The organism is Stenotrophomonas nitritireducens, from assembly GCF_001700965.1.
Taxonomy (GTDB): domain Bacteria; phylum Pseudomonadota; class Gammaproteobacteria; order Xanthomonadales; family Xanthomonadaceae; genus Stenotrophomonas; species Stenotrophomonas nitritireducens_A.
Genome location: NZ_CP016756.1, coordinates 1160442 through 1174813, shown reverse-complemented (window position 1 = coordinate 1174813; position 14372 = coordinate 1160442). Strand labels below are relative to the sequence as shown.

The window sequence follows — 14372 nt, the reverse complement described above, 5'->3', positions numbered from 1 at the left end:
CCACTGCGGTATCAGCCCGCAGGCGCAGGCCGACAACACTCAATACACATCCCGTGCATAGCGCCCCTCCGTGTGCAGCCGAGTCAGATAGTCGCGGGCATCGTCTTCGTCCAGCCCGCCGTGTTCGCGCAGTACATCCAGCAAGGTTGCATGCACATCCTTGCCCATGGCGATGGCACCGCACACGTACAGGTGCGCGCCGTTCTGCAGCCAGTCGTACAGGTCGCGGCCGCGCGTACGCAGGCGCTGCTGCACGTAGATCTTGTCGGCCTGGTCGCGTGAGAACGCCAGGTCCAGGCGATGCAGTTCCTTGCGCCGCAGCGCCTCCTGCCATTCGGTCTGGTAGAGGAAATCGGTGTTGAAATGGCGGGCGCCGAAGAACAGCCAGTTGCGGCCGGTCGCGCCGGTCTCTGCACGTTCCTGCACGAAACCGCGGAACGGTGCCACGCCGGTGCCCGGGCCGATCATGATGATGTCGCGGCTGTTGTCGCCCGGCACCCGGAAACGCTCGTTGGCCTCGACGTAGACCGGTACCTGCGTGCCTTCTTCCAGTGCCGTCAGGAAGCCACTGGCCGCGCCGACGTGCTCGCTGCCATGGGCGTGGTAACGCAGCTCGTCCACGGTGAGGTGCACTTCTTCGCCCACCCGCTTGCGGCTGGAAGCGATGGAGTACAGGCGCTGCGCGGCGGGGCGCAGGGTGCCGAGCAGGGCCTGGGCATTCCATTCGGCCGGCCAGCGGCGCAGCACATCAACCAGCTGGTGGTTGTCGAATACCTGGGCCAGGTCGGCCTTGCGTGCCGGGTCCAGCAGCTGTGCAAGCTCCGGATGCGCGCTGCGCTCGGCCACTGCAGCCAGCAGCGGGCGTGAGATCCGGGTCAGTTCACGGTGTTCGCCCAGCCACTGGGTCAGGGAGCGCTGGTGGCCGTCGTGTTCAACCTGCAGCGCGCCATCGAGGCCGGTGACATCCAGAACGGCTTCGACCAGCTCGGCCGGGTTGCGGTGCACGATGCCGAGTGCATCGCCGGGCTCGTAATGCAGGCCGCTGCCTTCCAGCGACAGCTCAAGGTGTTGCACGGATTTGGCGGCATTGCCGTAGCGCGCATAGGCCGGCCCCTTGAAGTCGCGGCCGCTGATGACCTGCCGCGACAGCAGTTCGGCGCTGAACGGGTGCTGCGCCGTCCAGGCGCCCGCGTGCCGAAGTGGGGTGACATTGCTGGGCACGGCGGTGACGGTTTCGCCGATCACACTGCGGGCATTGGTGAGCGCCTGCGCACGCCACGGCGCCACCACGGTGTCGATATCCAGGTCGGCCTCACCCACCGGCTGCAGGCGGGTGGCGCCAAGTTCGGCCAGGCGGGTGTCCAGCTTGCGGGCGATGCCGCAGAACTCCGCGTAGCTGGAATCACCCAGGCCGAGCACGGCGTACTTCAGCTCCGGCAGCTTGGGGGCGCGCTTGCCGGCGATGAATTCGACCAGGCCGATGGCGTCGTCCGGGGGATCGCCCTCGCCCTGGGTGCTGATCACGATATACAGCAGGCGCTCGTTGGCCAGTTCGCGGGTACCGTAGGCATCGGCGCGGATTACCCGCACCGGCAGGCCGGCGGTTTCGGCCTCTGCGGCCAACTGCTCGGCGGCGCGGCGGGCGTTGCCGGTCTGGCTGCCGTAGACCACGGTCAAACGGGTCTGCGCTGGCTGTGCGGCTTGGCCACCGGGGATGACGGCAAGGGAGGGGGGAGGGTTTCCCTGCGCCAACCCGGCCGCGAAGCCGGACAGCCACCACAGGCTGTTCCCGTCCAGACCGTCTACCAGTCGCGTCAGCAGGACCTTGCGGTCTTCAGGCAAGGGGCTGGGTGGCACGGTGGCGGCGGCGGTCATTTCCGTTCCGGTCTGGCTAGGGATGACCGATGCTAGGTACAGCGCGCCATCAGCGGAAAGGAGCAGCGGTTATCGCTACATGCCTTGCGTTTATTTCAACCCGTGCAGGGGGCCGGCCACACTCGGCGGACAGTCCGGAGTCCCGTCCGGCTTCGCTGCTACCCTTGCCCTCGGGCCCCGCCTCCTTATTCCGGCACGCAATGACCGTCACTGCACCCCTGTCACACCTCGACCGCCTGGAAGCGGAAAGCATCCATATCCTGCGTGAAGTTGCCGCCGCCTTTGACAACCCGGTGCTGATGTACTCGGTGGGCAAGGACAGCTCGGTGCTGCTGCACCTGCTGCTGAAGGCGTTCGCGCCGGGCGTTCCGCCGATCCCGCTGTTGCATGTGGATACGCGCTGGAAGTTTGGCGAGATGATCGCCTTCCGTGATCGCCGCGTTGCCGAGACCGGCACCGAGCTGCGGGTGCATATCAATCCGGACGGTGTTGCCCGCAATATCGGCCCGATCAGCCACGGCCCCAGCGTCCACACCGACGTGATGAAGACCCAGGGCCTGAAGCAGGCATTGGACAAGTGGAAGTTCGATGCCGCTATCGGCGGTGCGCGCCGCGACGAGGAAAAGTCGCGCGCCAAGGAGCGGGTGTTCTCGTTCCGCAACGATCGCCACCGCTGGGACCCGAAGAACCAGCGCCCCGAATTGTGGAACCTGTACAACGCGCGCATCCATCAGGGCGAAAGCGTGCGCGTGTTCCCGTTGTCCAATTGGACCGAGCTGGATATCTGGCTCTATATCTACCGCGAGAAGATCCCGGTGGTGCCGTTATACCTCGCCGCCGAGCGGCCGGTCGTCGAGCGCGACGGCAGCCTGATCATGGTCGACGATGAGCGCCTGCCGCTGCATCCAGGCGAGGTGCCGCAGCTGCGCAAGGTGCGCTTCCGCACGCTGGGCTGCTATCCGCTGACCGGTGCGATTGAATCCGAAGCGGACAGCCTTGAGAAGATCATCGCCGAGATGCTGGTATCCACCAGCTCCGAGCGGCAGGGCCGTTTGATCGACCACGACCAGTCCGCCTCGATGGAGAAGAAGAAGTTGGAGGGGTATTTCTGATGAGCGCCGTGACCACTTCTTCCGACATCGCTGCCTACCTAAAAACCCACGAAACCAAGCCGCTGCTGCGCTTCATCACCTGCGGCAGCGTTGACGATGGCAAGAGCACTCTGATCGGACGCCTGCTGTACGAAAGCAAGCGCCTGTTCGACGACCAGTTGTCGGCGTTGGAAGCGGACAGCCGCCGCCACGGCACCCAGGGCGAGCGCATCGATTACGCGCTGCTGCTGGACGGGCTGGCGGCCGAGCGCGAGCAGGGCATCACCATCGATGTTGCCTACCGGTACTTCGATACTGACCGCCGCAAATACATCGTTGCCGACTGCCCCGGGCACGAGCAGTACACCCGCAACATGGCCACCGGTGCTTCCACGGCCGATGTGGCGGTGGTGCTGGTGGATGCGCGCAAGGGCCTGCTGACCCAGACGCGTCGCCACAGCTACATCATTTCGCTGCTCGGCATCGGCCAGGTCGTGCTGGCGGTGAACAAGATGGATCTGGTCGATTACGACCAGGCCGTATTCGAGCGCATCGTTGCCGACTACCAGGCGCTGGCGAAGCAGTTGGGTATCGCCAATGTGCAGGCGATTCCGTTGTCGGCGCTGGAAGGGCAGAACCTGTCGACGCGCTCGTCGGCGATGCCCTGGTATGCAGGCCCCAGCCTGATCGAGCATCTGGATACGGTCGAACTGACTGCGCACGATGCCGCCAGCGGGCTGCGCCTGCCGGTGCAGTGGGTCAATCGACCGAATCAGGATTTCCGCGGTTTCGCGGGCACCATTGCCGCCGGCCAGGTGCGCGTGGGTGATGAAGTGGTTGTGCTGCCATCGGCGCGCCGCTCCACGGTCAAGCAGGTGCTGGGGCCGGATGGCCCGCTGGCCGTGGCCTCGACCGGGCAGGCAGTGACGCTGACCCTGGAAGATGAAGTCGATGTCAGCCGTGGCGATGTGATCGCTGCAGCCGGTGACCCGCCGGAAGTGGCCGATCAGTTCGCCGCCCATGTGCTGTGGATGGACGATGCCGCGCTGCTGCCGGGCCGGCCGTACTGGCTGCAGATTGGCAGTCGCACCGTGGCTGCCAACATCAGCGAGATCAAGCACCGCGTCGATGTGAACACGCAGGAGCGGTTGGCGGCCAAACGCCTCGAGCTGAATGAGGTGGGCTACTGCAACCTGTCGCTGGACGAGCCGGTGGCGTTTGCCCCGTATGCGCAGAACCGCGCCTTGGGCGGCTTCATCCTGATCGACCGCCAGACCAATGCCACCGTCGCCGCCGGCACGCTGGATTTCGCCCTGCGTCGCGCTGGCAACGTGCATTGGCAGCATCTGGACGTGGACAAGGCTGCGCGCGCGCGGATCAAGGGCCAGCAACCCAAGGTGCTGTGGTTCACCGGCTTGTCGGGCGCGGGCAAGTCCACCGTCGCCAACCAGGTCGAGAAGCGTCTGCATGCGCAGGGCGTGCATACCTTCCTGCTGGATGGTGACAACGTCCGCCACGGCTTGAACCGTGACCTGGGCTTCACCGACGAGGACCGGGTGGAAAACATCCGCCGCGTGGCCGAGGTGGCGCGTCTGATGGCCGATGCCGGGCTGGTGGTGCTGGTCAGCTTCATCTCGCCCTTCCGCGCCGAGCGGCAGATGGCGCGTGAACGCTTCGACGAAGGCGAATTCATTGAAGTCTTCGTCGATGTGCCGCTGGCTGTTGCCGAAGCGCGCGATGTGAAGGGGCTGTACCGCAAGGCCCGTGCCGGGCAGATTCCCAATTTCACCGGCATCGATTCGCCGTATGAAGCCCCGGAAGCCCCGGAGCTGCATCTGCGCGCCGACACCAACAGCGTGCCGGAGATGGTGGAGCAGGTTTTGCAGGCGCTGCGCTGATTTGTCACCGGGGTTTGGTTGTGGGGTTGTAGGAGCGGCGTAAGCCGCGAAACCACAGCACCATAAGCCCCGGATTCATCTGCAACCGTAGCTTCGCTCCTCCCTTGCGCCGAAGGCGGCGGGGGTGAAGATGGTCTGCTTGCGCGCCAATGGCGCGCGGCCCGATGAACGACCGAAGGCTGCGCCCTCGGGTCCGACGGTTTGGGGGAGGGGAGCTTTTCACATCAGTGGTGCATGCCCTTGCCGAGCATCGCTCGGCACTACCGCCGCCGCTGCAAAAAACCGGCAATCCTGTGAAGGGCACACCCCCCTAACGGCACATCCGGGCGTCATCTGGCACCGCTAGACTGCTTGATCGTGTATCAGATGGGACTGTGTATGTTCGCGCGATTTGCCGCCACCATTGTCGGTGGCACTGTCTTGGCGCTGGCGCTGGCCGGATGCAACCGCAAGAACGCCGAGGCGCCCCGGCAAGCTGCCGGCGCGGTGCTGGTCACCACGCAGATTGTCGAAGCCGCGCCCTGGAGCGATTCGCTGCAGGCCAACGGCACCGCCAAGGCGCGCGAATCGATCATTGTCACCGCCAAGGTCAGCGAAATCATCGACAAGGTGCACTTCGAAAGCGGCCAGCAGGTGGCCGCCGGTGCGCCGCTGGTGACCCTGCGCGGCCAGGCCCAGCAGGCCGCGCTGGCCCAGGCCCAGGCCACCTTCTCCGAGGCGGACCGGCTATACAAGCGCCAGCGTGAACTGGCTGCACAGCAGCTGGTGGCGCATTCCACCCTGGATACCCAGCAGTCGATCCGTGACGCTGCCGAAGCCCGCGTGCAGCAGATGCGCGTGGATATCACCGATCGCCAAGTGCGTGCGCCATTCGCAGGCGTATTGGGTATCCGCCAGGTCAGCCCGGGCTCGCTGGTCACCCCGACCACCGCCATCGCCACGCTGGATGACATCTCGCGCATGCATGTCGATTTCCAGGTGCCCGAGGCGCAGCTGTCCTCGCTGCAGAATGGCGACAAGGTCAGCGGCAGCAGCATTGCCTACCCGGGGCGCAGCTTTGAAGGCGAAGTGAGCACCATCGATGCCCGCGTCGATCCGGGCAGCCGCGCGATCACCGTGCGCGCCGATTTCGACAACGCCGACCACGCGCTGCGCCCGGGCATGTTGCTGGATGTGCGCCTGTATCGCCCCGAGCGCAGCGCGCTGGTGATACCGGAGATCGCCGTGGTCCAGGTGGGCCGCGATTCCTACGTATTCCGGGTCAAGGCCGACGACAGCGTCGAGCGCGCCGATGTCAAAACCGGCACCCGCCGTGCGGGCGTGGTGGAGATCATCGAAGGCCTGAAGGCCGGTGAGCGCATCGTGGTTGACGGCACCGGCAAGCTGCGGCCCGGTATCCGCATCCAGGATGACAAGTCTGCCAAGACGGCGGCGCCGGCGCAGGCAAGCACGGCGGCCAACAAGGCGAGCGCCGGATGAAGCTGTCCGATCTTTCGATCAAGCGGCCGGTGCTGGCCGTGGTGATGAGCCTGTTGCTGCTGGTGCTGGGCGTGATGTCGTTCAACCGTCTCACCCTGCGCGAGCTGCCGGCGATTGATCCGCCCATCGTCTCGGTGTCGGTGGATTACACCGGTGCCTCGGCGGCGGTGATCGAAAGCCGCGTCACCCAGGTGCTGGAAGACGCGCTGGCCGGTATCGAAGGTATCGATACCATCAACGCCCGCAGCACCAATGGCCGCGCCTCGGTCAGCATCGAGTTCAACGCCAACCGTGATATCGAAGCGGCCGCCAACGACGTGCGCGATGCGGTCAGCCGCGTTGCCGACCGCATGCCCGAGGAGGCACGGCCACCGGAAATCGCCAAGGTCGAGAGCGATGCCGACCCGATCATCTGGTTCAACATGACCTCCTCGACGATGGACACGCTGGAGCTCAGCGACTACGCCGATCGTTATGTGGTGGACCGTTTTTCCAGCATCGACGGCGTGGCCCAGGTGCGTATTGGTGGCCGCCAGCGCTATGCCATGCGGGTGTGGCTGGACCGCGACCAGCTGGCCGCGCGCGGCTTGACCGTCACCGAGGTGGAAACCGCGCTGCGCAACGAGAACGTGGAGTTGCCGGCCGGCCGCATCGAGTCGACCGACCGCGATTTCACCCTGCGCGTGGAGCGCAGTTATGTGGCGCCGGCGGATTTCGCCAGCATCCCGCTGGGCAAGGGCGCCGATGGTTACGTGGTGCGGCTGGGCGATGTGGCCAAGGTTGAACTGGCCTCGTCCGAGCGCCGCGCCTATTACCGCAGCAATGGCGAGCCGGGCATCGGCCTGGGCATCGTCAAGACCTCCACCGCCAACGCGCTGGATGTGGCACGCGATACCCGCGCCGAAGCCGAGCGCGTCGCGCAGACCTTGCCCAAGGGCACGCAGATCTTCGTCGCCTTCGACAACACCACCTTCATCGAGGCGGCGGTGGAACGGGTTTACGCCACGCTGGTTGAAGCGATGCTGCTGGTGCTGGTGGTGATCTGGCTGTTCCTGGGCAGCCTGCGCGCGGCCTTGATTCCTGCGGTGACTGTGCCGGTGTGTCTGGTGGCCGCCTTCATCGCGCTGTTCGCTTTCGGCTTCTCGATCAACCTGTTCACCTTGCTGGCGCTGGTGCTGTGTATTGGCCTGGTGGTGGATGACGCCATCGTCGTGGTCGAGAACGTGCAACGCCGCATCGATCTGGGTGAACCACCCTTGGTGGCGGCACGCCGCGGTACCGCCCAGGTGGCGTTCGCGGTTATCGCGACGACTGCGGTGCTGGTGGCGGTGTTCCTGCCGGTGGGTTTCCTGGAAGGCAATACCGGCCGTTTGTTCCGCGAGCTGGCGGTGGCCTTGGCGGCAGCAGTGGCCTTGTCGGCCTTCGTCGCCTTGACGCTGACGCCGATGATGGCCTCCAAGTTGCTCAAACCGCATAGCGAGCAGAAGGTGAGCCGCCTGCATGGGTTCATCAATCGTCAGCTGGAGCGGCTGTCGGCCGCCTACGGTCGGGTGCTGGATCGCCACGTGCAACGCAGCTGGGTGTTCGGCCTGGTGATGCTGGGCGCGCTCGGCGCCAGCTGGGGCCTGTTCAAGCTGATTCCCTCCGAGCTTGCCCCGGCCGAAGACCGCGGCTCGTTCCAGATCATGATCGACGGCCCGGAAGGCGCTGGCTTCGACTACACCGTGGAACAGGTGCAGCAGGTCGAGAAGATCGTCTCGCGTTTCGTCGGCGCTGAAGAGCCCATCGTCCGCGCCAATCCGCGTGTGCCTGGTGGCTGGGGCAACAGCGAGGAAATGCATACCGGCCGTATCAGTGTGTTCCTGCAGCCGTGGCGCGATCGCAGCGAGGCCACCAGCGATGTCGCCAACGAACTGCAGAAAGAGTTGAATGACCTCAGCGGCGTACGCGTGCGTACCATGGTGGGTGGCGGCCTGGTGCGCAGCATGGGGCAGCCGTTCCAGATCGTGCTTGGTGGCCCGGAATATGCCGAGATCGCCCAGTGGCGCGATCGCCTGCTGCAGCGCATGGAAGCCTATCCCGGGCTGGTCGGCGCGGATTCGGATTACAAGGAAACCCGGCCGCAGATGCGGGTCAACATCGACCGCCAGCGTGCGGCCGACCTGGGCATCTCGGTTACCGACATCGGCCGCGCGCTGGAAACCATGATGGGCTCGCGCCGCGTCACCACCTTCGTCGACAACGGCGAGGAATACGACGTGCTGGTGCAGGCCGGGCGCGAAGGTCGTGCCTCGCCGGCCGACCTGTCGGCAATCCAGGTGCGTGCGCGGTCGGGCGAACTGGTGCCGCTGTCCAATCTGGTCACGCTCAGCGAAGTTGCCGAAGCCGGCAGCCTCAATCGCTTCAACCGGCTGCGCTCGATCACCATCAGTGCCAATGTCGCCCCCGGCCACACGCTGGGTGAAGCCATTGCCTGGGCCAAGCAGGTCGCGGCCGAGGAACTGCCCGAGTACGCGCAGATTGAATGGAAGGGCGAGTCGCGGGAGTACCAGAGCGCAGGTAGCGCGGTGCTGCTGACCTTCGCCATGGCCTTGCTGGTGGTCTACCTGGTGTTGGCCGCGCAGTTTGAAAGCTTCATCCATCCGCTGGTGATCATGCTGACCGTGCCGTTGGGCGTGCTGGGCGCATTCGTCGGCCTGTACCTCAGTGGTGGCACGCTCAATCTGTTCAGCCAGATCGGCATCGTCATGCTGGTCGGCCTTGCGGCCAAGAACGGCATCCTGATCGTCGAGTTCGCCAACCAGCTGCGCGACGAAGGCCGCAGCGTGCACCAGGCCATTGTCGAGTCGTCGATGGTGCGGCTGCGCCCGATCCTGATGACGTCGATCGCCACCGTGGTGGGCGCGATTCCGCTGGTCGTGGCCGGCGGCCCTGGTTCGGCCAGCCGCGCCACCATCGGCATCGTGGTGATCTTCGGGGTCAGCGTATCTACCTTCCTGTCGCTGTTCGTGGTGCCGGCGTTCTATGCGCTGCTGGCGCCGTACACGCAGTCGCCGGAAACCGTGGCCAATGAATTGAACCGGCTGGAAGCCGATACCCCGTCGGTGGGTGGGCATGCGTGAGCCACTGCTCGATGGTCGCGTCCAGCTGCGTCCCTGGCAGGCCGGGGACCTGGACGCGCTGGTCGAGCACGCCAACGACGCGGCGGTCTCGCGCGGGCTCAGCACGCGCTTTCCGTTCCCGTATACCCGCGCCGATGGCGAGGCGTTCCTGGGCGGACAGGTGCTGGACCTGCGCGCGCCGGTGTTTGCGCTGGTCATCGACGGCCACGCCGGTGGCGGCATCGGTGTCGCCCAGGGCCAGGCCGAGCGCCGCTATGGCGCCTCGCTGGGGTATTGGCTGGGCCAGCGCCATTGGGGCCAAGGCATCATGACTGCCGTGGTTGGTGCCTATGTACCGTGGGTGATGGATACGCTGGAGCTGGCGCGGCTGTCCGCACAGGTGATGGCCGGCAACCCGGCCTCGGCGCGGGTACTGTTGAAGAATGGATTCGTCGAGGAGGGCACCGAGCGCCAGTCGGTGTTCAAGGACGGGCAGCTGCACGACATGCGCTGCTTCGCCCATATCAGGACTTGGCTGCAATCGGCGTAATGGCCCTGCACAACCGGGCCTAATCGTGGAAAAATCGGCCAGCCCCGGGGTTCCGGGCTTTGGCTACCTTTCAGCTTTCCGGGGAATTACGTGGAATCCATCGTCGAATCGATCAACGGCATCATCTGGAGCAACGCGCTCATCTTCATGTGTCTGGGCGCGGGCCTGTGGTTCAGCGTACGCACCCGCTTCATGCAGATCCGCGGCTTCGCCGAGATGTGCCGGCTCACCGTACGTGGCGAGAAGTCCGACGCCGGCGTGTCCTCCTTCCAGGCGCTGGCCATGTCGATGGCCGGGCGCATGGGTATCGGCAACATCGCCGGCGTGGCCACAGCCATCGCCTATGGTGGCCCCGGTGCCATTTTCTGGATGTGGGTGATGGGCTTCCTCGGCGCTGCCACGTCCTATGTGGAATCGACGCTGGCGCAGATCTACAAGACCAAGGACGCCGAAGGCCGCTACCGCGGTGGCCCGGCCTACTACATTGAAAAGGCCATGGGCCTGAAGTGGTACGCGGCCGTTTTCGCCGTGGCCACCGTCATCGCCGCCGGCTTCCTGTTGCCGGGCGTGCAGGCCAATGCCATCGCCGACAGCGCGGTCAACGTGCTGTGCACCGGCGCCGATGCCTGCGCATCGGTGGGCGGCGCTGCCAGCATGAAGCTGTGGATCGGCCTGACCGTTGCGGTGCTGCTGGGCGTCATCATTTTCGGCGGCGTCAAGCGCATTGCCAGCTTCGCCGAAGTGATCGTGCCGTTCATGGCGCTGGGCTTCATCCTGATGGCGATCGTGGTGATGATGCTTAACGCTAGCAAGGTGCCGACGATGTTCGCGGACATCTTCTCCAGTGCCTTCGGTGCGCATGCGGCGTTCGGCGGCATCATCGGCCAGGCCATCGCCTGGGGCGTCAAGCGCGGCATCTACGCCAACGAAGCCGGCCAGGGCACCGGCCCGCACGCCGCCGCTGCGGCCGAGGTCTCGCACCCGGCCAAGCAAGGTTATGTGCAGGCGTTCGCGATTTATTTCGACACCATGCTGGTGTGCACCTCGACCGCGTTCCTGCTGCTGTCCACCGGCATGTACAACGTCTTCCGTGAAGTGACCGAAGGTGGCGTGACCAAACTGGAGGCCATCGTTACCGGTGTGCCAGGCGTGCAGCCCTCCGAGGGTGCGCTGTTCACCCAGGCGGCGGTGGAGTCGGTGATGCCGGGCTGGGGTGCAGGTTTTGTGGCGCTGGCGCTGTTCTTCTTCGCCTTCACCACGATCATGGCGTACTACTACATGGCCGAAACCAACCTGACCTACCTGGCCGGCAGCAATCGCACGCATCCGGCGGCAATGCTGGTGCTGCGCCTGGGCATCATGGGCATGGTGGTGTTTGGTGCCTACCACAATGCGAAAATGGCCTGGGCGCTGGGTGATATCGGGGTGGGCTTGATGGCCTGGCTGAACGTGGTCGCCATCCTTATCCTGCAAAAGCCTGCCATGCTTGCACTGACCGACTATGAGCGGCAGAAGAAGCTGGGCCTGGACCCGGTCTTCGACCCCGATGCGCTGGGCATCAAAAATGCCGATTTCTGGCGTAGAAATAAGTAATTCAAAGGAACCGCTGTGAGTAATCCCTGGAACAACCGTCGCCCTTCTTCGCGGCCACCCCGCGCAACCCCGGCTGCGCCGTCAGCCGCGCGTGAGGGCGATGGTGTACCGGTACGCGGCGGTGATGAAATGCGTCTGTACGGCGTCAACGCCGTGCAGGCGATGTTTGCCAAACGCCCGCAGGCGCTGCGCAAGCTGTACCTGGCCGAAGACATGATTCCGCGCCTGCAGCCGGTGCTGAAGTGGTGCGTGGCCAACCGTGTGGGTTACCGCGTTGTTGGCGATGGCGACCTCAACAAGCTGGCCGCCACCACCCACCACGAAGGCCTGGTGGCCGATGTGCAGAAGCAGGAGCCGCTGCCGCTGGCGACCTGGCTGGCCTCGTTGCAGGACGGCCCGGCGCTGGCCTTGTGGCTGGACGGCGTAGGCAACCCGCACAATTTCGGCGCGATCCTGCGCTCGGCAGCGCACTTCGGTGTTGCCGCGATCCTGTTGCCGGCCGACTCGACGCTGGCCTTGTCCGGCGCTGCCGCACGCGTTGCCGAAGGCGGCGCCGAATCGGTGCCGCTGGTACGCCTGCCGGCCTTGCCGCAAGCCGTTGTACAGCTGCGTGACGCCGGTTTTGGCCTGGCTGCGACGCTGGTTGCCGACGGCCAGGACGTGTTCACCACCGAGCTGCCGGACCGCATGGTCTACGTGATGGGTGCCGAAAGCGAAGGCATGGACCGTGACTTCGCGCAGAGCTGCGACCTGCGCCTGTCGATTCCCGGCAGCGGCGCTGTGGAAAGTCTCAACGTGGCTTCCGCCACGGCCGTATTCCTGGCCAGCTGGAGCAGCCGCAAGCAGCGTTAAGCACCGAATGTAGTGCCGAGCCATGCTCGGCAGAGGCTCTACCGGTGAAGCTCCTGCCGAGCATGGCTCGGCACTACAGAACAAAGGCGCCTTATGGCGCCTTTGCTGTTTGCACAGCACCCAAGAGCACCAACAGCACCGAATGTAGTGCCGAGCCATGCTCGGCAGAGGCCTTACCGGTGAAGCTCCTGCCGAGCATGGCTCGGCACTACAGGAAATCAAAAACAACAAAGGCGCCTTGCGGCGCCTTTGTTGTTGCATACCCCAGGGAACTACTCCCTCGGCGGCACCACATCCTTGGCTTCGCTGCCGAAGCTGCCGTCCGACTCTGCGGCCAGATAGGCGAATACCGTGTAGGCGGCCACGTTCTGCGCCAGCGCCTTGGGATCGATCTTGTCCAAGGTGTCGTCCGGGGTGTGGTGCAGATCGAAATAGTCGGTTCCGTCCTGCGCCAGCCATGCCCAGGCACCGCCCTTGGCGGCCAGCGGGCCCACATCGGGGCCGGGACCGCCTTCATTGGCGCGGTACTCAATGCCCAGCGGTGCCAGCGCCTCGCCGATCTGGCGGGTCGCCTCGCGGGATTCAGCCGGATTGCCCGAACCGGTGTTGAAGGCGTAGATGCGGCCGGCACCAAAATCGCTTTCGGCCGCGATGTGCTGCTGCACGATCTCGCCAGCCGCCACGCGCGCGGCGGCATAGGCCTTGCCGCCATGCAGGCCCTGCTCTTCATTGGCGAAGGCGATGACGCGGATGGTGCGCTTGGGCGCCTGCTTGAGCTGGCCGATCAGGTGGCCGGCAGCCATGGTGATGCCAACGCCGGCGCCGTCATCGATGGCACCGGTGCCCAGATCCCAGGAATCGAGGTGGCCGCCGATCACCACCACTTCCTTGGGCAGGCTGCGGCCGGTGATTTCGCCGATCACGTTCTGCGAGGTATAGCTGCCGTCCCAGCCGCAATCCAGCGAGATGCGGATGCGGGTGGGGCCCCGCGCTACCAGACGGTTGAGCTGGTCAGCATCCGGGCCGGACAGCGCCGCCGCCGGCACCGGCGTCAGGCCGTCGTCAAAACGGGTGATGCCGGTATGCGGCATGCGGTGCGAGTCGGTGCCGGCCGAGCGCATGATGTAGCCGATGGCGCCCTTGCGGATCGCCTCGGACGGGCCGCGGCTGCGCACCGTGCCGCCGATGCCGTAATCGGCACCATCACGCTTGCGGGTCATGGTGAAGTCGACATAGGCGATCTTGCCGGCCAGCGAACCTTCCGGTGCAGCCTTCAGTGCATCCAGGCCCTCAAAACGCACCACCTCGGCCTCAACCGTGCCCGCCGGGCTGCCGCCCAGTGCGGTGATGGTCAGCGGCTGCGGGTGCGTGCCGACAACCGAAGCGTGCTCGCTGCGGCGCTCCCACTTCGGGAACGTCACCGGCTCGGTCCATACCTTGTCGAAGCCCAGTGCCTTGAACTTGGCCTTGGCCCATTCCACCGCGCGTGCATCGGCCTCGCTGCCGGCCATGCGCGGGCCGACCTCGGTGGTCAGCGACTCGACCACCTGCCAGCCGGTGTTGTCGGCCAGCGCCTGCGCGCGCAGCTCGGCGGCCTTGGCCAATGCCAGGTCGGAAATATGGGTGGGGGCAGCGGCGGCTGTAGCGGAAGTGCAGAGCAGCACGATGGCAAGAGCAAGGGCACGGCGGCGCATGTTCGGTTCCACGGTGGATTGAAGCGTCAGAGTAACAGTGAGCCGCGCTAGGGGAATGTGCCAGTTGGTATGGGGGAAATGCTGGATGGACGCAGGGGATTTCACCCATGGCATCGTCCAGATGCATCGGTTAGGCCGAGGGTGAGGCGAAAACGGCTACGGGGTAAACAGGAGTTTTCCTGTGTTCCTGATGTCGCGCCGCGGCGAGCCTGAGTTTTCCACCGATGGGGTGGATGAAC

General features: G+C 65.5%; 9 protein-coding genes. 7 read left to right on the top strand and 2 right to left on the bottom strand.

All coding sequences use genetic code 11. The features are described 5' to 3' along the window. Window positions 1-39 precede the first annotated feature (39 nt). Window positions 40-1875 carry an assimilatory sulfite reductase (NADPH) flavoprotein subunit gene (locus BCV67_RS05035; RefSeq protein ID WP_062166744.1) on the bottom strand — a complete coding sequence of 612 codons (1836 nt, stop codon included), beginning with the start codon at window positions 1873-1875 and terminating at the stop codon, window positions 40-42. A 200-nt stretch (window positions 1876-2075) separates the two neighbouring features. Between BCV67_RS05035 and cysD the strand changes: the two genes are divergently transcribed. The 7 genes from cysD to BCV67_RS05000 all read left to right on the top strand — a co-directional run bounded on the left by cysD (window position 2076) and on the right by BCV67_RS05000 (window position 12439). Then, the gene (cysD, locus tag BCV67_RS05030; protein ID WP_062166743.1) at window positions 2076-2987 is read left to right on the top strand and encodes a sulfate adenylyltransferase subunit CysD; all 912 of its coding nucleotides are present in this window, start codon (window positions 2076-2078) and stop codon (window positions 2985-2987) included. Then, window positions 2987-4864, top strand: a complete 1878-nt coding sequence (gene cysN, locus BCV67_RS05025) for a sulfate adenylyltransferase subunit CysN (protein WP_062166742.1) — start codon at window positions 2987-2989, stop codon at window positions 4862-4864. The genes cysD and cysN overlap by 1 nt, the downstream gene beginning before the upstream one ends. Window positions 4865-5242: 378 nt before the next feature. Then, on the top strand, window positions 5243-6343 hold the full coding sequence (locus BCV67_RS05020; protein ID WP_062166741.1) for an efflux RND transporter periplasmic adaptor subunit: 1101 nt from the start codon (window positions 5243-5245) through the stop codon (window positions 6341-6343). Next, the gene (locus tag BCV67_RS05015) at window positions 6340-9465 is read left to right on the top strand and encodes an efflux RND transporter permease subunit (RefSeq protein WP_062166740.1); all 3126 of its coding nucleotides are present in this window, start codon (window positions 6340-6342) and stop codon (window positions 9463-9465) included. Before BCV67_RS05020 ends, BCV67_RS05015 begins: the two co-directional genes overlap by 4 nt. After that, on the top strand, window positions 9458-9994 hold the full coding sequence (locus BCV67_RS05010) for a GNAT family N-acetyltransferase (RefSeq protein WP_062171422.1): 537 nt from the start codon (window positions 9458-9460) through the stop codon (window positions 9992-9994). Before BCV67_RS05015 ends, BCV67_RS05010 begins: the two co-directional genes overlap by 8 nt. A gap of 147 nt (window positions 9995-10141) precedes the next feature. Continuing rightward, a complete protein-coding gene (locus BCV67_RS05005; RefSeq protein ID WP_428999511.1) occupies window positions 10142-11587 on the top strand; it encodes an alanine/glycine:cation symporter family protein in 1446 nt (481 codons plus the stop codon). 15 nt (window positions 11588-11602) lie between these two features. Beyond that, entirely contained in the window at window positions 11603-12439 is an 837-nt protein-coding gene (locus BCV67_RS05000; protein ID WP_062166738.1) for a TrmH family RNA methyltransferase, read from the top strand. Window positions 12440-12711: 272 nt separating this feature from the next. Here the strand turns inward: BCV67_RS05000 and BCV67_RS04995 are convergent, their stop codons facing one another. Next, a complete protein-coding gene (locus tag BCV67_RS04995) occupies window positions 12712-14133 on the bottom strand; it encodes a M28 family peptidase (protein WP_062166737.1) in 1422 nt (473 codons plus the stop codon). Window positions 14134-14372 lie beyond the last annotated feature (239 nt).

What these genes read in the sequence shown, in the direction of transcription:
- BCV67_RS05010 (WP_062171422.1), top strand. Translation starts at nt 9,458, where the DNA reads ATGCGTGAGCCACTGCTCGATGGTCGCGTCCAGCTGCGTCCCTGGCAG.
- BCV67_RS05015 (WP_062166740.1), top strand. Translation starts at nt 6,340, where the DNA reads ATGAAGCTGTCCGATCTTTCGATCAAGCGGCCGGTGCTGGCCGTGGTG.
- BCV67_RS05035 (WP_062166744.1), bottom strand. Translation starts at nt 1,875, where the DNA reads ATGACCGCCGCCGCCACCGTGCCACCCAGCCCCTTGCCTGAAGACCGC.
- cysD (WP_062166743.1), top strand. Translation starts at nt 2,076, where the DNA reads ATGACCGTCACTGCACCCCTGTCACACCTCGACCGCCTGGAAGCGGAA.
- BCV67_RS04995 (WP_062166737.1), bottom strand. Translation starts at nt 14,133, where the DNA reads ATGCGCCGCCGTGCCCTTGCTCTTGCCATCGTGCTGCTCTGCACTTCC.
- BCV67_RS05020 (WP_062166741.1), top strand. Translation starts at nt 5,243, where the DNA reads ATGTTCGCGCGATTTGCCGCCACCATTGTCGGTGGCACTGTCTTGGCG.
- BCV67_RS05005 (WP_428999511.1), top strand. Translation starts at nt 10,142, where the DNA reads ATGTGTCTGGGCGCGGGCCTGTGGTTCAGCGTACGCACCCGCTTCATG.
- cysN (WP_062166742.1), top strand. Translation starts at nt 2,987, where the DNA reads ATGAGCGCCGTGACCACTTCTTCCGACATCGCTGCCTACCTAAAAACC.